The organism is Gluconobacter cerinus (genome assembly GCF_002723935.1).
In the GTDB taxonomy this organism is placed as follows: Bacteria; Pseudomonadota; Alphaproteobacteria; order Acetobacterales; family Acetobacteraceae; genus Gluconobacter; species Gluconobacter cerinus.
In genome coordinates this window covers 48985-68503 of record NZ_BEWM01000003.1, presented here as the reverse complement: position 1 = coordinate 68503, position 19519 = coordinate 48985, and the positions used below count along the sequence as shown (strand labels likewise).

Below are 19519 nucleotides of genomic sequence, written 5' to 3'. Positions count from 1 at the left end.
AACCGCCGGGGTCGGTAAAGCCCCTTTTTTCATATTTCTGCATTTTTCTGAACTTTCTTCAGTAACCCGCAGAAAACATGACTTTTTCAGAGCTCTTCCCGTCCCCGGGTTGCCAATACATCCACACGTTCATTGTTCACATCACCAGAATGTCCCCTCACCCAGAGCCATTCGATTTCATGAGGTTTGGCTGCATCGAGAATGCGCTGCCATAGATCCATGTTGGCAACAGGATCACCAGCTGAATTACGCCAGTTCCGCCGTACCCAACCACTGTGCCACCGCGTGATACCGTTCCGAAGGTATTCACTGTCTGTATGCAACGTGACCCGACACGGCCGCTTCAGAGCTTCCAGAGCCTCAGCCGCAGCCGTCAGTTCCATGCGGTTATTGGTCGTCTCCGGATGCCCGCCCCATAGCTCCTTTTCCTTGCCTTTAAAGCAAAGCAGTGCTCCCCAGCCTCCTGGACCGGGATTGGGTTTGCATCCACCATCCGTCCAGATCTCCACCGGAAGCTGATCCGCGCTCGCATCAGACATGCGCGACACCCGAAAAATGTCGGAGACGACCCAGATAGGCCAGTGGATCCTTGCGGGTCACCAATGCATCAGCCGGGGTATTGATCCAGTCGTAGAGGCGCGTCAGCAGAAACCGGATTGAAGCCCCCTGACACAGAACTGGCAAAGCTTCCTTTTCAGCCACCTCTAAATTGCGGACGCTTTCGTACCCTTCGATCATGGCGTGAGCGAAAGCAGGTTCGAAAATTTTCTCATCGCGAAAACACCAGGCGTTCAGACAGATCGCCAAGTCGTAAGCAAACAGATCCGTGCAGGCGAAATAGAAATCGATCAGCCCAGAGACCTGGTCACCCTGAAAGAAGACATTATCGGGAAAGAGGTCTGCATGGATCTGCCCACGAGGCAAACTGCCCGCAGCAGGCCAAGACTTTTCAATCCGTGACAGTGCATCGGACAGTTCCTGCGTGAGGCCCGGCAGCAGGTCATCCCCACTGCCCTGACAGCTCTCAAGGAGTGGGCGCCAAGCTTCCACAGACAGCCCATTAGGGCGTTCCGCTGTGTAGTCCTGCCCCAGCTTGTGGAATGTCGCGAGGACCTGTCCCAGTGCATGACAGGCAGATGCCGTAATCTGAAGGACAGCTTGCCCCGGAAGGAACGTGGTGATCGCCGCAGGCCGATCTGCCAATACCCTGAGAGCGATTCCGTCTTTTGCCTGTACGGGCTGCGGGCAGTTCATGCCCTTCCCCGACAGATGCTGCATCAGCCCCAGAAACCATGGAAGGTCAGACGCTTTGACCCGCCGTTCAAAGAGCGTGAGGATGAACTTCCCTTCCGTGGTCTGGAGGAGGAAGTTGCTATTTTCGACGCCTTCGGCAATGCTCTGGAAAGCAACCAGGGCACCGATGTCATATGTGCCAAGAAACGCTTCAAGCGCCTCGGCCGCCAGTTCAGTATAGACGGCCATGAAGACTCAGTTGTCCTCACCAGCAAGCGGACCTGGAAGACGGAAATTGATGTTTTCCTCCTTCATGATTCGCTCTTCAATCTTCAGCGTGTACTTCGCAGCAAGCGCCGTCACCATTTCCTGCACGAGGCTTTCCGGAGCGGACGCACCCGCACTGATGCCCAGCGTTTCAACGCCTTCCAGCACAGACCAGTCCAGATTTTCCAGCTTCGGCACCAACAGTGCACGGCGGGCACCAGAACGCTCGGCTACTTCGCGCAGACGCTGCGAATTGGAAGAGTTCGGCGAACCGATCACGATCACCAGATCGCTTTCCGGCGCAATGGCCTTCACAGCTTCCTGACGATTGGTCGTCGCGTAGCAGATGTCTTCGCGCTTCGGGCCTTCAATCAGCGGGAAGCGAGTCCGCAGAATATCGACGATCTCAGCCGTATCATCCACAGACAGCGTCGTCTGCGTGATGAAGGCCAGCTTCGCCGGATCCTTTGGCTGGATCGTACGGGCTTCTTCAGCATCGTTGATGAGCGTGACAGCGCCCGGCGGAAGCTGGCCCATTGTGCCCACTACTTCCGGATGGCCGGCATGACCGATCATCAGAATATGGAGCTGCTCTGGGCCGCCGCCTGCAAAGTGACGCTCTGCTTCGCGGTGTACCTTGGAAACCAGCGGGCACGTTGCATCTAGGTAAAGCAGATTGCGGCGCTGCGCTTCGGCTGGAACTGACTTCGGCACGCCATGCGCTGAGAAAACGACATGCCCGTCGGGCGGCACTTCGTCGAGTTCCTCAACGAAAATGGCGCCCTTGGCCTCCAGTCCTTCAACCACAGTGCGGTTATGGACGATTTCGTGACGCACATAGACGGGCGCGCCATAGCGGCGCAGCGCTTCTTCAACGACACGGATGGCACGATCCACACCGGCGCAGAAGCCGCGAGGCCCGGCCAGCAGGACGCGGAGCGTCTTCTGGTGTGCAGCACCTTCAGGTGCAAGAGTTGTCTGATCTGACATGGTGTTCCCCAAGCGGGCGGAGTTCGATATGTAGGACCAGTATCGACCGGATTGACGCATGTCGCAACGTCCGGGCCGCTTTGTGGGAGTTTCTACAGCAGATGCCAGCCTTTCGGCGCCTTGCCACGTCCCTGTTTGTCCCGGCTTTTGCCGTCGTCGCGATTTCAACACTCGCGGGATGTGACGAATCCAATCCGGGCTTCTTTGCCCCCACATGCCCGGTCACGGATATTCCCAGCGCCGCAGCAGACCGGTTTGTCTATGACGGAAAAGATCCGGATATCGGGAATCTGGTCAGCCATGCACAGCTCACCGCCATTTCGGGGGACTGTGAACGTGGCCCCAAAGGCCCCAAAGACCAGCAGATGATTCGTACCCGCGTCAGCCTGGCAATGAACCTGACGCGAGGACCTGCCTCCAAGACCGGCACCATCGACGTCCCCTATTTCATCGTCATCATGCGTGACGGAAAAATCGTGGATAAGAAGGTCTTCACGGACACATTCAAGCTGGAACCGAATGTCAGCAACCAGTCTGTTCGTACGGATCTGCGCCTTGTTGATCTTCCTGCATCCAAAAATATTCAGGAAAATCCCTACACGCTCGAAATCGGCTATCAGCTGACCAAGGATGAGCTGACTTACAATCAGCAGCACCTCCCTGTCGTAAAGTTCCGTGGCCGGACGCAGTAAGGGCCTTTTTCCTTCTCTTTCACCTGACGTCAAAATCCGGATTACGCTGAAAACGACCCTGGCTTGCCTGGCAGGCTTTGGGTCTTCAGCCTTTTCTGCGACTCCTGACGTTTCGGCATCGAAAGAAGAAAGGATCAAGGTCCATCACGCAGAACGTCCGGAAATCCAGAACTTTCCCCATGCAGGGTTCCTGGAACAGCCACGCCGCCTGACGCCGAGCCAGAATGTTGCGCCGATCGGACGCCAGCCCCGATGGGGTGGATTCAATCGCGGCAACGGCGAAGGTGCGGGCTTTGGGCCTGTCGGACGCTATGGTGTCGCGCCATGGGCCGAAGACTGGTCATATCTGCGTGACAAGCGCCATCAGAGCGACATTTTCGATCCATTGAAGTTCATTGCTCTGAATAATGAACGCACAATCTGGCTGTCCCTGTCCGAACGCACCCGCCTCCGCAACTGGTACAATGACTATCCGATGCTGGGGACGAATACCCATTCCGGATCGGGCCGTTTTGTGACGCGCAATATGTTGGGGGCCGACCTTCATATCGGAGAACACTGGCGTATCTTCGCGCAGCTCGTGAACGGTACGGCCGCAGGCTGGAACGGATATGGCTATGGTGGCACTTACCGTAAGCGTCTGGACCTGCATCAGGCCTTTATCGAATACAAACGCACGATTGGCACAGCAAAGACGGGCCTGATGTTTGGAAGGCAGCAGTTTCTCGATGCGCCATCCTATGTCCTGTATGACCGGGAGCCCCCGAATATCCAAATTACCTGGAACGGACCGCGCGCTTACGCGATTTTCCCGCATGTCCGGTTCGATCTCTATGACTTCGTTGCGACAGACATCACCCCAACAGCCATGTTCCACGACACGCAGGACTGGAACACGCGTCTCTATGGCTTCAACACAACCTTTGACGTCCCCGCGTTCCATCTGGGCCAACAGCGTGTTCAATCCTATCTCGATCTGTTCTGGATTGGCTTTCATCTTGGTGGAAAAACAGGCTCTGTCCCGCTGGTCAGTGCGAGCAAAATCAACTCCGTAACGGGCGCGACAAATCGTAACAATTTCGGTTTTCGGTGGTACGGCACAGCCCAGCAACTGGAATACGCCATCGGCGTCTTGTGGCAGCAAGGCAATTTCACACAATACGGAACCACTGCCCGGCGCCAGGTCTCTGCTTATTCCGTGAATACGACATTGGGATACAGACGTTCCAATCTGCCTCTCAAACCCTTCTTCGGAATTCAGACGGACGTCTATTCCGGCGGGAATGAAAACCGACGTACCGGAACAGTCGGGACTTACAGTGCGCCGTTTGCCCCTCAAAATCCGTATCTGGACTACACGGGCTATATTGGCGCAGCGAACCTGATCAATCTGTCCCCCATTGTCGTGGGGTCCTACGGTAAGGTGTCTTTGCGGATCAAAGTCCCGATTCTGTGGAGGGAGACCACAGCGTCTTCCGTCTATTCAATCAGTTCTGCTTATAATTTCCCCAGGTTTCGTAGCCACTTCATAGGCGTAGCCCCTAATGGTCTGCTGACATGGGCCGTATCCCGACACTGGAACTGGACACATGTCGTCGCGTGGTTTGCGGCATCGCATGATCTGAAAAATGCCGGGGCAAAAAGCGGGCTCTATTATCAGTCCAGCCTGTCATTTGCTTTTTGATGAATGGTTGCGGTGCGGGCCTCCGCAGCGTAATGCCCGAAAAAACAACGCGACATCACAGGATCGCCCCACCATGAAACTTATGGACAGCCGCGAACTGACCTTGCGGGGCATCATTCTGGGTGCCCTGATTACCGTCGTCTTCACGGCAGCAAATGTCTATCTGGGATTGAAGATCGGCCTGACCTTTGGCTCCTCTATTCCCGCGACCATCATTTCAATGGCCGTACTCCGCCTGATGGGCGGCGGGACGATGCTCGAAAACAATATGGTGCAGACGCAGGCTTCTGCGGCAGGAACACTCTCCTGCGTCTTCGCAGCGCTGCCTGGCCTTATCATGGTCGGGTATTGGCACGAATTTCCATATTTTGTCTCACTCCTGCTGACACTTGCAGGAGGCATGACCGGCGTCATCTTCACGATCCCGCTGCGTCGGGCATTGGTGAAGAATTCTGACCTCCCGTATCCGGAAGGCACAGCCTGCGCTGAAATCCTGAGAGCCTCTTCTCCGGAAGGCGATGCCGAGAGCCTGCGTTCCCTGACAAAAGGAAGCCTAATCTCTGCTGCCGTTGCTTTGGCGACATCAGGGCTCAGGCTACTGTCCGACGGCGTTTCGGCCGCTACCAGCTTCGGCGCGTCCGTGTTTCGTCTGGATATCAGCTTCTCCCTCGCACTTCTGGGAACGGGTTATCTTGTCGGCATCGGCGGTGGCATTGCCATGCTGTTGGGTGTTCTGATGGGCTGGGGCGTCATGGTCCCCATTCTGGGGCATCTGAACCCGGCCGCTGACCCTATGGCCGCGGCGACAGGTTTATGGATTCATAAAGTGCGCTTCATCGGCGCCGGAACAATTGCCGTTGCCGCAATCTGGACGCTGCTCGCACTGGCCAAACCTGTTGCGATCGGACTGAAAGAATCTCTGTCCGTTAAGCATCGCGCGTCACAGGATGAGAGCGACCTGGATCTCGCGCCGCGCACGTTGATCGGCCTGAGCATCGGGCTGGCTCTCATTCTTTCTGGACTGTTTACCCAGTTCCTGTGGCCCGCAATCCCACACGGTGCATCCCTTGTGACGCTCGTTGTTCTGGGGTTGGGCGCCTGTTTCGGTCTCGGCTTTCTGGTTGCGAGTGCCTGCGGTTATATGGCGGGCATAATCGGATCATCCTCTTCCCCGATTTCGGGCGTCGGAATTATCGCGATCATTGCCATTTCCGTCACACTCTGGGGACTGGAAAGTGGCGGCGTTCTTTCGCCCGACCAACGCCCGACGGTTATTGCATTCGGACTATTCGTACTGTCTGCCATCACGGCGTCTGCTGCCGTATCAAATGATAACCTGCAGGACCTCAAGACCGGACAGTTAGTTGGAGCGTCTCCATGGAAGCAGGAAGTTGCTCTCCTCATAGGGTGCGCTGTGGGTGCCGTGGTTATTCCATGGGTCTTGCAGACACTTTATCAGGCCTACGGATTTGTTGGAGCGATGCCCCGCGCGGATATGGATCCGACCCGAGCTCTCGCAGCGCCACAACCCGCGCTCATGGCTGCCATCGCGACAGGTATTCTCTCACACAACCTCGACTGGCTGATGCTGGAAATCGGGGCGGTGATCGGGATTGTACTGGTTATTGCGGATATTCTTCTGAAGCGACGTAATCTCGCTCTGCCGCCTCTAGCCGTTGGTATGGGAATTTACCTGCCGGCCAACGTGTCCGTGACGATCGCGATCGGAGCAGGCCTCGGCTGGCTGCTGCGCAAGTCCCCAAAAGAACAGGGCACAATGATCGCATCGGGCTTTATTGTGGGAGAAAGTCTGGTTGGCGTGGCCGTGGCAGCCCTTGTAGGTGCCACAGGCAGCACGGAAACACTGGCCCTGCCCATTCCGGACATGGTTCGGTCAGGATTAGGCTGGGCTGTGTTTTTAGGCATCATGATATGGTTCGGGCGCTCTGTAAGACGCCCGACAGCCTGAACTTCAGGCCTTTACCCACCACTGAACAGGTTCCGGCTCATCAAGAAGAACAGCCGGGGCCTCAACAGCGGCCTTCTCGACTTTTTTCACCACAGTTTCGTCCTGCACTTCCTTACGCGGACGTCCAACAGGGCGCGGCGAACGGCGGGCAGCTTCAGCAGCCTGCTCACGGGACTGGTGAAGCTGTGCTTTCAGAGACTGAATTTGGTCCTGATGCTCACGCAGATGACGGTTGAGTTCCGTAATCTGGATTTTGGCGTGAGCTTCGCGCGTTTCATATGTTTTGAGTTGCGTGCGGGCTTCAGCCAGATAACGCTCTGCTTCTTCCCAGCGACGCTGCTCACGCTTTACAGACTGGCGAAGACGTTCAATTTCGTCCTGGTCGTCCTGGCTCGGAGCATTGCTACGCTGTGCAAATCCACGGCTGGCCTGATGCTCAACAACAACCTGACCATCTCGCACAAAGCGACGGCGACGTTCTGTTGTTGGCGTGATGGGACGCGCCTTCTGGGGACGGGAAGATCCTGATCCCAGACGAGCAAGCGCCTCTCGCAGTTTGTCTTCACTAACCTGCTGATCGTCCTGCATTCTTCGTTTTTTCAACCAATTATAAAATTTGTTCTATGTCACCTGATCAGAATGCCCACCTAGAATGACGGAGGCTCTGAAAGGCGTAAAGCCGATCAGAAAAAAGCATGTCCTGACAAGGAAATGAAAGTCGACACTGCCGGGTTTCTAACTCATTCCGGTGTATCAGACTGAATTCTTTTATCAGATCTTATATGTCCTGTCATCAACACAATAAGACTGTATTCATCTTTCTTTTACTGCCACTGACCCGGTTGCCAGAGAATGTCATCTGCTCCGTGAGCATTGGCATGACGTGCAAGAACAAAGAAATAATCAGAAAGGCGGTTTAGAAACCTGAGCCCTTCCTGTGGACCATGCTCCAAAATCACAATCCGCCGTTCCGCGCGCCGCGCAACAGTCCGGGCCATGTGGGCATGTGCAGAAACAAGAGAACCGCCAGGCAGAATAAAGCTTTTAAGCGCCGGCTGCTGAAGACGCATGTCTTCAATGCGTTCTTCCAGCCAACTAACAGCCTTTACTGTAAGACTCTGAGGACGTTCTTTGTCCGGAATACATAAATCTGCCCCTAAATCAAAAAGGCAGGACTGTATCTTCCGAATATCAGAGGAAAGATCTCGTATACTTTCCTCTGATCTCAGAGAGCAATCGAGCAAACCAAGAAGAGCGTTCAGCTCATCGACCGTCCCCATGGCCTCAATTCTCGGACAGGCTTTTGAGACACGGGTTCCGTCTCCCAGTGAAGTCTGCCCTGAATCGCCGCCACGCGTTACAATACGATCAAGCCGAACACCCGTCATAATTGCCCTCTAAAGCTTAGTGACGACCGAAGTGATGATGATGACCTTTAACAGTCTTCGCGCCGCTCAGGTCCTGCGCACGAGTCGTATGGTCCTTGAGCATCTTCGTGGTGTCTGATGCCAGCGTCTTGATATCGGCCGTTCCGCCAGACTGCGATGCCGTTGTCAGAGCACTGCTGAGAGCAGGCGTCTGAACGCTCACGATTTCACGCAGGAAAACACGATCAAAAGCAGCGCCATACAGATGACCGAAGGATGCAACGTGCGCCTCATCGCCAGCATTCAGCTTGTCAGTGACGGTCAGGTTGGCGTCGCTCGCCACCTTGGCAACAGCCTTGCGATTGGTCGTGTGATCACTAACCACCGTTGCAGCGAAAGCCTTCACAACATCGCTGTTGCTATGCGTTGCAGCCAGGGTCGCAATGCTCACCTGCGTCAGATCCATGGCATCGACCTGCTGAAGAAATGCGGCATCCGCCGTCGAAAGCGTATAGGTTGATGCAGCAGACGGCAGCGCTGGTGCTGGCGGTGCATCCGGGGCATTACAGGCGCTCAGGCCTGCCAGCATGGCAATCGAGGCAAGAGCTGCGAAGCGTGCAGTAACTGTCATGAAGAGACATTCCTTCCATCTGCGAGACCAGGACAATGTCCCAGCCACTCTGGCTGAATGGTCCCGGCTTCAAGCGGTCCATTCATGTTCGGCACCACTCATGATACATTCAGGCCATGTCCGCAAATTCTAGCACGCATGATTTTTCCGGTGCCTTCCGCTTCTGTTTCATTGCAGGAGCTGTCGAAGGCGCATCCGGAGTGGTTCTCGGGGCGCTTGCCTCTCACCTCCCGGACCATATGTTTGCCATCCCCAATGGCCGTTCTGTTCTGCACTCCGGGGTGGACATCCTCATGTGGCACGCCATCGCACTCTGCGCGCTTTCACTAGGAGCGCGCTTTCTGGTGCCACGCCTGGCGCGTCTTGCATGTCTGACAATGCTGGCAGGCACGCTGCTCTTCTGTGTCTCCGTCACGCTTTTCGCGCTTTTTGATCTGAAACTCGGGACACTCTCAGTAGCCCGCATAGCCCCCTATGGCGGTACCTTGCTGATTTTAGCATGGCTTCTTGCAGCACTGTCTGGACTAAGACGGCGCTCAGCCTGAGACTTCAGGATCTGTTTCTGATCATCTTAAGAACAAAAAGCCCGGCCACCTGAACAACCAGCGCCACGGCAAAACAGAACAGAATAATACCCAAAAGAATGAGCTGCTCCCGCCCGAGCGCCGTTTCAATATGAAACACGCTGTAAAGCGACTGCCAGGCATGGGTCGCCGCAGTCTTCTGAGAAAGCTTTACCGCAGGTTCCCAGAAACGAAAGATAGCGGCAAGCGCCAGAGTAAGCCCAACGAGGACGACAGTCCTCAGGAGCGTCTCCAGAATACTGACTTCTGCACCCTGCTGAGTGGAGGGCGATGAGGGTGAACCGTGTTGCGTTATCAAAAGCATGACCTTCCGAATGAAGTAGGCTTTAATCGTTTTGCTGTGACACTGCGTTATGTGATGCAGACCACTCGATCAATGAAAGCCTTTTTTATGCGCGTTTCCCTTCTTGCCGCCGCCGGACTGGGTCTGGCGCTTTCCGCACCTTTTTCAGCACAGGCTGCAAGTACGCCTGCGCCCAAACTGACGGAAACATCAGCCCCGCCGGTCGCAACACCTTATCCAGATACGTCCGTCGCCCAGGAGCAGGTGCGCGATGCCTTTGCGCTCGCTGCTAAAACGGGCCGTAAGGTGCTTCTCGATTTCGGCGGCAACTGGTGCCCGGACTGCAAAATGCTCTCCGGCATTTTTGCCCTGCCCGACGCCAAGGCATGGCTGGACAGCCAGTTTGTGATCGTCCCGGTGAATGTTGGCCGCATTAACACCAATCTCGATCTGGCTCAGAAATACGATGTGACGATCAAGGCTGTTCCGACCGTCATTATTGTGACGCCAGATGGAAAGGCCCTGAACGGCGACGGCTCCAAAGCTCTCGGGAATGCTCGCAGCATGTCCCCACAGGCCGTTCTTGACCTGATCTCCGAGTGGAACAGCCGGGGATAAACCGTTCATTCTGGCTCTGAAGTTACCCTTCAGAGCCAGAACCGTTGCCTCAGATTCCGAGTTCCTGCTCGGCTTCATGAACGACTTCCGCCAAAGCATCCTCCTCAAAAGGGGATACCAGACCAGCATCAGCCACAAGCTGTGAGAACGGCTTGGAGCCGCCTTCCGAGCACAGCTTGCGATATGTCTCGAACGTGGCTTCCCGGTTCATACGGGAACGAAGCCAGAGTTGCAGTGCACAGCACTGAGCCAGAGCATAATCAATGTAATAAAATGGTAGGCGATAGATATGGAGTTGGGCCTGCCAGCGGCCACCCTTTGCCGGATAAGCCAGATCGCCCCAGTCCCGCCAGGGCATGTACATTTTCTCCAGGCGTGCCCAGGTCTCGTGCCGTTCTGCCGCTTTCATCTGCGGATTGGCATACACTTCATGCTGGAAGTGATCGACACAGACACCGTATGGGAAAAATGAGAGCGCATCGATGAGATGCATCCGGCGATACCGGTCCCTGGCCCCGTCTTCGACCAGCGTATCAATTTGCGGCCAGGTCAGAAATTCCAGACCCATGGAATGAATCTCGGCGGCTTCCATGGTGGGCCAGAGCTGATCGACCCAGTCCTGATCGCGGCTTTTCCAGTTCTGGAAGGCATGCCCCATCTCGTGGGTAAACACGCCGATATCGTTATGAGTGCCATTGAAATTGGCAAAGATGTAAGGGCTACCAATGGTCGGGAATGAGGTGCAGAAGCCACCGCCTGCCTTGTTGTCCCGGTTTTTTAGATCAAGATATCCGAGATCCCGCATCTGAACGTAGAAATCACCCATTTCGCCTTTGGGGTCGAGCGCACGGAACATGCCTTCTGCCCGCGCCACGAGCAGATCATGATCTCCTGCTGGCTCCGGATTCCCCTGCAAATCGATCAGTGCCTCGTCCCAGGCCCAGACCTTGTCCCATCCCATTTTAAGGCGACGACGTTCCAGCAGTGACTGAACCAACGGGGTAACTGAACTAAGAACCTTTTCCCGGAAGGATGCTACCTGCTCCGGACCGTAATCTGTCCGGCGCATCCGGCGGTAACCCAGCCCGATATAGTTCTCGAACCCGAGCGTTTTCGCCATCCGGTCACGCAGCTCAACCAGACGCCCGTAAAGCGTATCCAGTTCTTCGCCGTGTTCTTCAAAAAAGGCCCAGCGTGCTTGTTCGGCGGCATGGCGGACGTCCCGATCCGCCCCTTGCAAATATGGCACAAGCCCTGACAGGTTCAGAACCTTGCCATCAAAAGCAATTTTCGCCGAGGCCAGAAGCGCCGTGTATTCACCCGTCAGGCGCGCTTCTTCTTCCAGATCCGTGCTGATCCGAGGATCAAACGTCGTGGTGTCTGCTTCCCACAAATGAACCACATGTGGCGTCAGGAGCGCTTCCAGACCGGCACGATCAGGGTCTGCCAGCAGACGCTTCTTGATGATGACTTCATGGTCCGTCGCAACAGGCGAAAGGCGATCCGCGTAGTCACGGTCCGTCTTCGCCGTCTCGTCTTGTGTATTGCGGGAAAACTGGAGATGAACGTGGGAGGCCCAGGATTCATACTCTCGCCGAACGGCATCAAAAGCCTTGAGAGCCTCTTCGCGCTGCCCGCGATCAAGCAGCGACGAAATGTCCGCGTAGCGCGCCTTAAGAGACGCTTCGTCTGGACGGGGGAAAGACAGGTCAGAGAACGGAGGGATTGTCTGTGTCATGATCCAATTCTGACACTCCGCTCCGTTTCCGTCCATGCTTCTCAGGTTTTGCGGATACCTTTTACAAACCCTTCAATGCGGCGGCATGCCTCCGCAAGCTGGTCATCGGACGCTGCACATGAGAGGCGCAGATAAGGGCTAAAGCCAAACGCAGTTCCCGGAACGGTCGCAACATGAGCCTCTTCAAGCAAGGCCTCTGCAAACGCCACATCCGTATCCAGCAATCGCCCACTGGCAGAAGTGCCGCCAATCAGTCCGCCAACACCTGGATAGACGTAGAAAGCGCCTTCCGGAACGGCACATGTCAGTCCTGGAATAGCCTGAAGCGCTTCAACCATCGTATCCCGACGACGCTGGTAGGTTTCGCGCATCTGCTCAATACGATCCAGCCCACCTTTCAACGCTGCGGCAGAGCCTGCCTGAGCAAGTGTGCAGACACCGGACGTTGTGTTCCCCTGCACGGCAATCATCGCTTTGATGAGCGGCATCGGGCCACATGCAAAACCGACGCGCCAGCCCGTCATGGCATAAGCCTTGGCCATACCGTTAATGACCAGAATGCGTTCTGCCAGATCAGGCGCCACCTGCAAGATGGACAGATGCCTGCGACCATCAAACGTCAGGTGCTCGTAAATTTCATCAGACATGACAAGAACATGCGGCGCATCTCGCAAGACATCGGCAATGGCTTCAAGGTCATGACGTTCAAGGATGGCACCGGTGGGATTGTTCGGAAAATTGAGAACCAGCCAACGGGTTTTAGGCGTAATCGCAGCCTTGATTGTCGCTGCATCAGGCCGGAAACCATTTTCTTCCGGGCAGGGAATTTCAACAGCCGTCCCACCCAGCATCCGGGCAATCAGTGGATAGCTGACCCAATAAGGCGCAGGAACGATAACTTCGTCCCCGTCATCCAGCGTTGCCGCAAAAGCATTATAGATGACCTGCTTGCCACCATTGGCCACCATAATACGGTCAGATGTGACCGTCAGATCATTATCCCGCTTGAACTTATGAATAATGGCGTCAATCAGCGCCTTTTGGCCCGGAATGGGAGGATAACCCGTATCACCAGCCAACCCGGCTGCATAAGCGGCTTCAATGGCTTCTGGCGGTGATGGAAAATCCGGCTGTCCAAGGGCAAGTGAAATGACGTCTTCACCCTCCGCCCGCAATTCGCGGGCCCGCGCTGCCATAGCAATAGTGGCTGGCTTGGGGAGTGTTGCCAGACGGGATGCGATGCGAAACGTCATGACAGGCCCTGACAGAACTGCTGAATGCGGGTGCAGGCTTCCTTCAGAAGCTCGGTGCTGGTGGCATAGGAAATCCGGAAATATCCGGGCGTCAGGAAAGCACTTCCATGAACTGCGGCAACGCCCGTCTCATCCAGAAGAGCCGTGACAAAGGCCTCGTCACTGTCGATCAGATGGCCACCCTTACTCGTTTTTCCAAGCGTTCCCTCAATCGATGGGAAGACGTAAAACGCTCCTTCCGGCTTTGCACAGCTCAGGCCAGGTGCGTCATTGAGCATGGACACCACAAGATTGCGGCGCTGCTCATAAACGCTCACCATTTCCCCAATGAAATCCTGCGGGCCTGAAACGGCCTCCTTGGCCGCAGCCTGAGCAATGGAGCATGGATTGCTCGTGCTCTGTCCTTGCAGCTTGATCAGCTGGCGCGTCAGCTCTACAGGCGCTGCGGAAAAGCCAATTCGCCAACCGGTCATGGCATAGGCCTTGGACACGCCATTCATCGTCACCGTCCGGTCCCGCAGACGCGGTTCAACCTGCACAAACGTCTTGGCCACGGCGCCTTCATACATCAGCTTGGCGTACATATCGTCCGTCAGGATCCATACATGCGGATGCTCCAACAGAACCTCAGTCAGCGCCTTGAGATGATGCTCGTCATAAGCTGCACCTGTCGGATTGCAGGGCGAGTTCAGCATCAGCCATTTCGTCTTCGGCGTAACGGCAGCGCGAAGCTGGTCCGCCGTCAGGCGGAAACCATTCTCAGCCGTTGTCTGGATTACGACAGGTGTTCCGTCTGCCAGTGAGACGATATCAGGGTAAGACACCCAGGCCGGGGCCGGAATGATGACTTCATCGCCCGCATTCAGAGTAGCAACCATCACATTATAAATAACCTGCTTGCCACCCGTCGAAACGCAAATTTCCTCGGCGCGGTAATCCAGATCGAAATCAGCGTTCAGTCGGGCCGCAACTGCTTCACGCAGCGGCATCGTACCTGCAACATCCGTATATTTCGTCTCGCCATTCTGAATGGCCCGAATGGCGGCCTGCTTGACGAAATCCGGCGTATCAAAATCCGGCTCACCAGCTGAAAGACTGATAATATCGCGGCCCTCTGCCTTCAGGGCACGGGCTTTCTGGGTAATCGCAATCGTCTGGCTCGGCAGAATACGGTTCAGACGGTCGGCAATGAGAGACATGATGGGTTCCCGGTGGCTTTATCGCGCAGAGACCCTAGCGCCGTCCGCCCTCATTTGACCACAGCCCATCGGCACATGACTGACACGTTTTTTGTGCACAAAAAAAGCCGGGCGGCTCCTTCATGGAACTACCCGGCCCTTAAGCAGAAACAATTTAAGATAAAATCAGGCCAGCTTTTCCATTTCGCGCAGAACGGCCTGTCCCATCATATCCGTACCAACGCGAGCCATGCCTGGAGACATGATGTCAGCGGTGCGCAGGCCGCTTGCCAGCACATTGGACACTGCCTTTTCAATCAGTTCCGCATCTTCAGCCCGGTTGAGCGAGTAACGTAGCAGCATCGCAAAGGAGAGGATCTGCGCCAGCGGGTTAGCAATGCCCTTCCCGGCGATGTCTGGCGCACTGCCATGGATTGGCTCGTAAAGCGCATTGCGCTTGCCATCCTCACGGACAATGCCGAGCGTTGCAGACGGAAGCATACCCAGAGAACCCGTGAGCATCGACGCCAGATCGGACAGAATATCACCGAACAGGTTGCCCGTAACGATTACATCAAACTGGTTCGGGTTACGAACGAGCTGCATGGCGCAGTTATCGGCCAGCATGTGGGACAATTCCACATCCTGATATTCGCGCTTGTGCAGATCAGTGACGACTTCCTTCCACAGGAGGCCGCTTTCCATCACATTGCACTTCTCGACGGAACAGACGCGATTGCCGCGCTGACGGGCCATCTCAAAAGCAACGCGGGCAACACGCTCGATTTCGGACGTCGTGTAAACTTCCGTGTTGATTCCACGACGGGAACCATCCGGAAGCGTCTCAATGCCACGCGGCTCACCGAAATAGATACCACCAACCGTCTCACGGACGATCATGATATCCAACCCACGCACCACTTCCGGCTTCAGGGCAGATGCATCGATCAGCGCATCAAAAAGCTGGGCCGGACGAAGGTTTGCGAAAAGCTCAAGCTCCTTGCGCAGCTTCAGAATAGCCACTTCAGGGCGCTTGTCGAAACCGACATGGCTCCAGGCCGGATCACCAACCGAGCCAAACAGAACCGCATCGGACTTCCGGGCAAGGTCGATAACTTCATCACGGATAGGAACGCCATGGACTGCAAGGGAAGCCGCGCCAACGAGCTCTTCCGTGATGTCCAGCTTCAGGCCACGGTTTGCGTCCAGCCAATGCACAATTCGTGCAACTTCACGCATGACTTCCGGGCCGATACCATCACCGGCAAGAACAAGAAGCTTGTGGGCTTCACTCATTTTGCAGTTCCCATGCTGATTGACGGCACCCATGCACGGCTGGCCTGATGTTCAAAGCTGCTGATTTCCGCATCATGCGCCAGCGTCTGGCCGATATCGTCCAGACCTTCGAGCAGCATATGGCGGCGGAAAGGATCAACTTCAAACGGCACAACATTCCCTTCGGGGCGAATGATGATCTGCTTTTCCAGATCGATCGTCAGACGCGAATTCGAACCCTGGCGTGCATCACCCATCAGTTCGTCACAGATTTCCCGTGGCAAACGGATCGGCAGGATACCGTTCTTGAAACAGTTATTGAAAAAAATGTCGGCAAAGCTGGGCGCGATGACACAGCGGATACCGAAATCCAGAAGAGCCCACGGAGCATGCTCACGGGAGGAGCCACAACCGAGATTGTCATAAGTGATGAGGATTTCAGCCTGACGATACGGCTCTTTGTTCAGAACAAAGTCCGGGTTCTCGTTACCATTCTCGTCGTAGCGCTGCGCGGCAAAGGCGTTCTTGCCAAGACCCGTGCGCTGGATGGTCTTCAGGAAGCGCGCCGGAATGATCTGATCGGTATCAATGTTCTCATTTGGCATCGGAGCCGCAATGGCGGTCAGTTCCGTGAACTTGTCCATCAGACGGTTTCCTTCATCAGCTCACGCACATCACATAGCGTGCCCGTGACAGCCGCCGCGGCAGCCATGGATGGTGAACACAGATGCGTTCTGCCACCCGGCCCCTGACGACCCTCAAAGTTACGATTGGACGTAGAAGCGCAACGCTGTCCCGGCGTCAGACGATCCGGGTTCATCCCCAGACACATCGAGCAGCCTGCCTCGCGCCATTCAAAACCGGCATCAAGAAAAATCTTGTCCAACCCTTCGGCTTCGGCAGCAGCCTTCACAAGGCCTGAGCCTGGAACGATCATGGCACGAACCGTTGCTGCAACATGACGACCGCGCACGACTTCAGCAGCAGCACGCAGATCTTCCAGACGGCTGTTGGTGCAGGAGCCGATGAAGACCACATCGACGGGCGTTCCGGCAATCTTCTGGCCAGCCGTCAAACCCATGTAATCCAGAGCGCGCTGAACCTGCGCAGCCTGAGCCGGATCCTTGAAATCAGACGGGGACGGCACGATGCCATCAATCGGCAGCACGTCCTGCGGGCTGTTACCCCAAGTGACGGAAGGCACAATGTCCTCGGCCTTCAACGTCACTTCCGTGTCGAAATGAGCGCCTTCATCCGATGCCAGCGTACGCCAGTAAGCACAGGCCTGCTCGAACGCTTCACCCTTCGGAGCGAACGGACGCCCCTTCACGTATGCGAAGGTCGTTTCGTCGGGAGCAACCAGACCAGCCTTTGCACCGCCCTCGATGGACATGTTGCAGAGCGTCATACGCCCTGCCATGTCCAGATCGCGGATTGCAGAGCCGGCAAATTCGATTACATGGCCAGTGCCACCTGCCGTACCGATCTTACCGATAATGGCCAGCATGATGTCCTTGGCTGTCACGCCCGGACCCACTTTACCCTCAACAGAAACACGCATGTTCTTTGCGGGCTTCTGGAGCAGCGTCTGGGTCGCCATGACGTGTTCGACTTCAGACGTGCCAATACCAAATGCAAGGGCGCCGAGTGCGCCGTGCGTCGAGGTATGACTGTCACCGCAAACGATCGTCATGCCTGGCAGGGAAATGCCCTGCTCTGGCCCGACAACGTGAACGATGCCCTGAGACGCGGAACGCAGCGGGAAATAGGGAACGCCGAACTCAGCGACATTCTTCTCCAGCGTTTCGATCTGGAGGCGGCTTTCCGGCTCTTCAATCGGCTGGGAACGGTCGGACGTGGGGACGTTGTGGTCCACCACGGCGACTGTTGCGTCCGGACGGCGAAGGCGACGTCCGGCCATCCGCAGACCTTCAAAAGCCTGCGGGCTTGTCACCTCGTGAACGAGGTGACGGTCGATGTATAGGATGCACGTCCCGTCTTCGAGGCGGTCAACAACGTGATCGGCCCAGATCTTGTCAAACAGGGTTCTGGGCGAAGAAGAAACGGGCATCCTTATACTCCAACCTTGACTTAGGAAGCGGCTTTTTCGCCAGCCTTCGGCAGATCGCGCGGGCGCTCTGCAATACGTGCAGACTTACCCGAACGGCCACGCAGGTAGTACAGCTTTGCGCGACGCACTTTACCACGACGCACCACTTCGATGCTGGCGAGGGACGGAGCGTACAGCGGGAATACACGCTCCACGCCTTCACCGTTGGAAATCTTGCGAACCGTGAAGTTGCTGTTCAGGCCCTTGTTGGAACGGGCAATGACAACGCCTTCGAAGTTCTGCACGCGCTCACGCGTACCTTCAACAACGCGGACGCCAACGCGAACCGTGTCACCTGCGATGAATTCCGGAACGGCGCGAGCCGCGGAAAGACGCTCGATTTCGCGCGCCTCGTACTGCTGGATAATGTTCATGACCAAACTCCTGGAAACAAAAATTCAATGAACCTGCTGTCGCGCCAGGTACGCATCCCAGAGATCGGGGCGACGCGCCTTCGTGACTGCGATTGACTGTTCATGACGCCAGCGGGCAATGGCGCCGTGATGGCCGGACAGAAGGATTTCAGGCACTTCGCGCCCATCCCAGACTGCCGGCTTGGTATATTGCGGGTATTCTAGCAGACCTTCGGCAAAACTCTCGTCCTGTCCGCTGATCTCAGACCCCATAACTCCGGGAAGCAGCCGTACACACGCATCCAGAAGAGTCAGAGCAGGAATTTCTCCGCCTGACAGTACGACATCGCCCATACTGAACTGTTCGATGTCGTGCTTTTCCAGTACGCGCTCGTCTACCCCTTCAAAACGCCCGCAGAGGACGACAACACCGGGCCCAGCCACAAACCGCTCCGCATCTTCATGCGAGAGACGACGTCCGCGGGGTGTTGGGTAGATGACGGGTCGACCATCCAGCGCGGGAAGCGCCGAGAGAGCCGTATCCAAGACATCCGCCCGCATCACCATGCCAGCTCCACCACCAAATGGCGTATCATCCACCGCACGATGGCGGCCCTGTCCGTGAGCACGCAGGTCATGCGCTTCACAGGACCAGATGCCACGTTCGAGCGCCCTGCCCGCTAGGGAAAATCCAAGCGGCCCCGGAAACATGTCCGGAAACAGGGTCAGGATGTCAGCGCGCCAACTCATACCCGAACCTGTACCTCTCCATCGAGATCACCTGCGACCTCGACTTCAACTGGCGGCACGACGGTCACGCGACGGTGCGCGAGATCGACATGCGGCACACAGGCCAGCGTGAATGGAACGATCAGACCTCGATCAATCTCGATGCTGACACCCGCACCATAGTCATGAACTATGGAGACGGTTCCAAGCACTTCGCCATCTTCGGAAACTGCAGTCATGCCGATCAGGTCGGCATGATAGAACTCGTCTTCCTCGACGGCCGGCAGAAGCTCACGCGCAACATACAAACGACGGTTAACCAGTCGTTCGGCAGCTGTGCGGTCTGGCAGAGTGTTCCCCTGAGCGTCTGTCAGAGCAGCCACTCCCGGAGAAACCCAGCTTGCTGTCCATACAACCCCACGCTCATCATGCAGCGCACCGAACATCTCGACAGAAGCCGGATCATCAGTAGCTGCATGAAGATGAACCAGACCGCGTACGCCATGCGGACGACCGATGGTCGCGATCAGGACATCACTGTCAGGTTTAAAGGGTGGCACGGATC

General features: G+C 56.1%; 21 protein-coding genes. 5 read left to right on the top strand and 16 right to left on the bottom strand.

Translation table 11 applies throughout. The annotated features are described in order from the left end of the window. Positions 1–86 precede the first annotated feature (86 nt). The 3 genes from rnhA to ispH are packed head-to-tail and all read right to left on the bottom strand — an operon-like array spanning position 87 to position 2490. Complete coding sequence (gene rnhA, locus GCE01_RS07440) at positions 87–539, bottom strand: ribonuclease HI (RefSeq protein WP_046901356.1); 453 nt, start codon at positions 537–539, stop codon at positions 87–89. After that, complete coding sequence (locus tag GCE01_RS07435) at positions 532–1482, bottom strand: homoserine kinase (RefSeq protein ID WP_099212117.1); 951 nt, start codon at positions 1480–1482, stop codon at positions 532–534. Before GCE01_RS07435 ends, rnhA begins: the two co-directional genes overlap by 8 nt. 6 nt (positions 1483–1488) lie before the next feature. Next, the gene (gene ispH / locus GCE01_RS07430) at positions 1489–2490 is read right to left on the bottom strand and encodes a 4-hydroxy-3-methylbut-2-enyl diphosphate reductase (RefSeq protein WP_046901354.1); all 1002 of its coding nucleotides are present in this window, start codon (positions 2488–2490) and stop codon (positions 1489–1491) included. Positions 2491–2591: 101 nt separating this feature from the next. On the opposite strand from ispH, the gene GCE01_RS07425 reads away from it, so the two are divergent. From GCE01_RS07425 to GCE01_RS07415, 3 genes are all read left to right on the top strand, one after another. Next, positions 2592–3182 (top strand): hypothetical protein, encoded by a 591-nt coding sequence (locus tag GCE01_RS07425; RefSeq protein ID WP_064273425.1) that lies wholly within the window; start codon positions 2592–2594, stop codon positions 3180–3182. Next, positions 3166–4866 carry an alginate export family protein gene (locus GCE01_RS07420; protein WP_099212115.1) on the top strand — a complete coding sequence of 567 codons (1701 nt, stop codon included), beginning with the start codon at positions 3166–3168 and terminating at the stop codon, positions 4864–4866. The genes GCE01_RS07425 and GCE01_RS07420 overlap by 17 nt, the downstream gene beginning before the upstream one ends. 73 nt (positions 4867–4939) lie before the next feature. Continuing rightward, positions 4940–6835 (top strand): OPT family oligopeptide transporter, encoded by a 1896-nt coding sequence (locus tag GCE01_RS07415; protein WP_099212113.1) that lies wholly within the window; start codon positions 4940–4942, stop codon positions 6833–6835. A gap of 3 nt (positions 6836–6838) precedes the next feature. Here GCE01_RS07415 and GCE01_RS07410 read toward each other — a convergent pair whose 3' ends face one another. From GCE01_RS07410 to GCE01_RS07400, 3 genes are all read right to left on the bottom strand, one after another. Continuing rightward, entirely contained in the window at positions 6839–7423 is a 585-nt protein-coding gene (locus GCE01_RS07410) for a hypothetical protein (RefSeq protein WP_046901350.1), read from the bottom strand. Between the two features lie 236 nt (positions 7424–7659). Then, positions 7660–8223, bottom strand: a complete 564-nt coding sequence (locus tag GCE01_RS07405; protein WP_064273085.1) for a cob(I)yrinic acid a,c-diamide adenosyltransferase — start codon at positions 8221–8223, stop codon at positions 7660–7662. Positions 8224–8239: 16 nt separating this feature from the next. Then, a complete protein-coding gene (locus GCE01_RS07400; RefSeq protein ID WP_099212111.1) occupies positions 8240–8833 on the bottom strand; it encodes a DUF4142 domain-containing protein in 594 nt (197 codons plus the stop codon). A gap of 116 nt (positions 8834–8949) precedes the next feature. Here GCE01_RS07400 and GCE01_RS07395 point away from each other — a divergent pair, with 116 nt between their 5' ends. Further along, the gene (locus GCE01_RS07395) at positions 8950–9378 is read left to right on the top strand and encodes a DUF423 domain-containing protein (protein ID WP_099212109.1); all 429 of its coding nucleotides are present in this window, start codon (positions 8950–8952) and stop codon (positions 9376–9378) included. Between the two features lie 4 nt (positions 9379–9382). On the opposite strand, the gene GCE01_RS07390 is transcribed toward GCE01_RS07395, so the two are convergent. Beyond that, positions 9383–9721, bottom strand: coding sequence for a hypothetical protein (locus GCE01_RS07390; RefSeq protein ID WP_099212107.1), 339 nt, complete (start codon positions 9719–9721; stop codon positions 9383–9385). Between the two features lie 72 nt (positions 9722–9793). Here GCE01_RS07390 and GCE01_RS07385 point away from each other — a divergent pair, with 72 nt between their 5' ends. Continuing rightward, positions 9794–10318: a thioredoxin family protein gene (locus GCE01_RS07385; RefSeq protein ID WP_369826510.1), complete on the top strand. Its 525-nt coding sequence runs from the start codon at positions 9794–9796 to the stop codon at positions 10316–10318. Positions 10319–10367: 49 nt separating this feature from the next. On the opposite strand, the gene GCE01_RS07380 is transcribed toward GCE01_RS07385, so the two are convergent. From GCE01_RS07380 to rimM, 9 genes are all read right to left on the bottom strand, one after another. Beyond that, positions 10368–12056: a M3 family oligoendopeptidase gene (locus tag GCE01_RS07380; RefSeq protein WP_099212105.1), complete on the bottom strand. Its 1689-nt coding sequence runs from the start codon at positions 12054–12056 to the stop codon at positions 10368–10370. 41 nt (positions 12057–12097) lie between these two features. Then, complete coding sequence (locus tag GCE01_RS07375) at positions 12098–13309, bottom strand: pyridoxal phosphate-dependent aminotransferase (protein ID WP_099212103.1); 1212 nt, start codon at positions 13307–13309, stop codon at positions 12098–12100. After that, a complete protein-coding gene (locus GCE01_RS07370) occupies positions 13306–14508 on the bottom strand; it encodes a pyridoxal phosphate-dependent aminotransferase (RefSeq protein WP_099212101.1) in 1203 nt (400 codons plus the stop codon). Before GCE01_RS07370 ends, GCE01_RS07375 begins: the two co-directional genes overlap by 4 nt. 165 nt (positions 14509–14673) lie before the next feature. Further along, a complete protein-coding gene (gene leuB, locus GCE01_RS07365) occupies positions 14674–15783 on the bottom strand; it encodes a 3-isopropylmalate dehydrogenase (RefSeq protein WP_099212099.1) in 1110 nt (369 codons plus the stop codon). Continuing rightward, positions 15780–16406 (bottom strand): 3-isopropylmalate dehydratase small subunit, encoded by a 627-nt coding sequence (gene leuD, locus GCE01_RS07360; RefSeq protein WP_099212097.1) that lies wholly within the window; start codon positions 16404–16406, stop codon positions 15780–15782. Before leuD ends, leuB begins: the two co-directional genes overlap by 4 nt. After that, a complete protein-coding gene (leuC, locus tag GCE01_RS07355) occupies positions 16406–17833 on the bottom strand; it encodes a 3-isopropylmalate dehydratase large subunit (RefSeq protein WP_099212095.1) in 1428 nt (475 codons plus the stop codon). Before leuC ends, leuD begins: the two co-directional genes overlap by 1 nt. Before the next feature lie 20 nt (positions 17834–17853). Further along, positions 17854–18246 carry a 50S ribosomal protein L19 gene (gene rplS, locus GCE01_RS07350; RefSeq protein WP_010504000.1) on the bottom strand — a complete coding sequence of 131 codons (393 nt, stop codon included), beginning with the start codon at positions 18244–18246 and terminating at the stop codon, positions 17854–17856. A 24-nt stretch (positions 18247–18270) separates the two neighbouring features. After that, entirely contained in the window at positions 18271–18975 is a 705-nt protein-coding gene (gene trmD / locus GCE01_RS07345) for a tRNA (guanosine(37)-N1)-methyltransferase TrmD (protein WP_046901338.1), read from the bottom strand. Then, positions 18972–19514 (bottom strand): ribosome maturation factor RimM, encoded by a 543-nt coding sequence (gene rimM, locus GCE01_RS07340; protein WP_099212093.1) that lies wholly within the window; start codon positions 19512–19514, stop codon positions 18972–18974. Before rimM ends, trmD begins: the two co-directional genes overlap by 4 nt. Positions 19515–19519: the final 5 nt, after the last annotated feature.

What these genes read in the sequence shown, in the direction of transcription:
- rnhA (WP_046901356.1), bottom strand. Translation starts at nt 539, where the DNA reads ATGTCTGATGCGAGCGCGGATCAGCTTCCGGTGGAGATCTGGACGGAT.
- GCE01_RS07435 (WP_099212117.1), bottom strand. Translation starts at nt 1,482, where the DNA reads ATGGCCGTCTATACTGAACTGGCGGCCGAGGCGCTTGAAGCGTTTCTT.
- ispH (WP_046901354.1), bottom strand. Translation starts at nt 2,490, where the DNA reads ATGTCAGATCAGACAACTCTTGCACCTGAAGGTGCTGCACACCAGAAG.
- GCE01_RS07425 (WP_064273425.1), top strand. Translation starts at nt 2,592, where the DNA reads ATGCCAGCCTTTCGGCGCCTTGCCACGTCCCTGTTTGTCCCGGCTTTT.
- GCE01_RS07415 (WP_099212113.1), top strand. Translation starts at nt 4,940, where the DNA reads ATGAAACTTATGGACAGCCGCGAACTGACCTTGCGGGGCATCATTCTG.
- GCE01_RS07410 (WP_046901350.1), bottom strand. Translation starts at nt 7,423, where the DNA reads ATGCAGGACGATCAGCAGGTTAGTGAAGACAAACTGCGAGAGGCGCTT.
- GCE01_RS07405 (WP_064273085.1), bottom strand. Translation starts at nt 8,223, where the DNA reads ATGACGGGTGTTCGGCTTGATCGTATTGTAACGCGTGGCGGCGATTCA.
- GCE01_RS07400 (WP_099212111.1), bottom strand. Translation starts at nt 8,833, where the DNA reads ATGACAGTTACTGCACGCTTCGCAGCTCTTGCCTCGATTGCCATGCTG.
- GCE01_RS07395 (WP_099212109.1), top strand. Translation starts at nt 8,950, where the DNA reads ATGTCCGCAAATTCTAGCACGCATGATTTTTCCGGTGCCTTCCGCTTC.
- GCE01_RS07390 (WP_099212107.1), bottom strand. Translation starts at nt 9,721, where the DNA reads ATGCTTTTGATAACGCAACACGGTTCACCCTCATCGCCCTCCACTCAG.
- GCE01_RS07385 (WP_369826510.1), top strand. Translation starts at nt 9,794, where the DNA reads ATGAAAGCCTTTTTTATGCGCGTTTCCCTTCTTGCCGCCGCCGGACTG.
- GCE01_RS07380 (WP_099212105.1), bottom strand. Translation starts at nt 12,056, where the DNA reads ATGACACAGACAATCCCTCCGTTCTCTGACCTGTCTTTCCCCCGTCCA.
- GCE01_RS07375 (WP_099212103.1), bottom strand. Translation starts at nt 13,309, where the DNA reads ATGACGTTTCGCATCGCATCCCGTCTGGCAACACTCCCCAAGCCAGCC.
- GCE01_RS07370 (WP_099212101.1), bottom strand. Translation starts at nt 14,508, where the DNA reads ATGTCTCTCATTGCCGACCGTCTGAACCGTATTCTGCCGAGCCAGACG.
- leuB (WP_099212099.1), bottom strand. Translation starts at nt 15,783, where the DNA reads ATGAGTGAAGCCCACAAGCTTCTTGTTCTTGCCGGTGATGGTATCGGC.
- leuD (WP_099212097.1), bottom strand. Translation starts at nt 16,406, where the DNA reads ATGGACAAGTTCACGGAACTGACCGCCATTGCGGCTCCGATGCCAAAT.
- leuC (WP_099212095.1), bottom strand. Translation starts at nt 17,833, where the DNA reads ATGCCCGTTTCTTCTTCGCCCAGAACCCTGTTTGACAAGATCTGGGCC.
- rplS (WP_010504000.1), bottom strand. Translation starts at nt 18,246, where the DNA reads ATGAACATTATCCAGCAGTACGAGGCGCGCGAAATCGAGCGTCTTTCC.
- trmD (WP_046901338.1), bottom strand. Translation starts at nt 18,975, where the DNA reads ATGAGTTGGCGCGCTGACATCCTGACCCTGTTTCCGGACATGTTTCCG.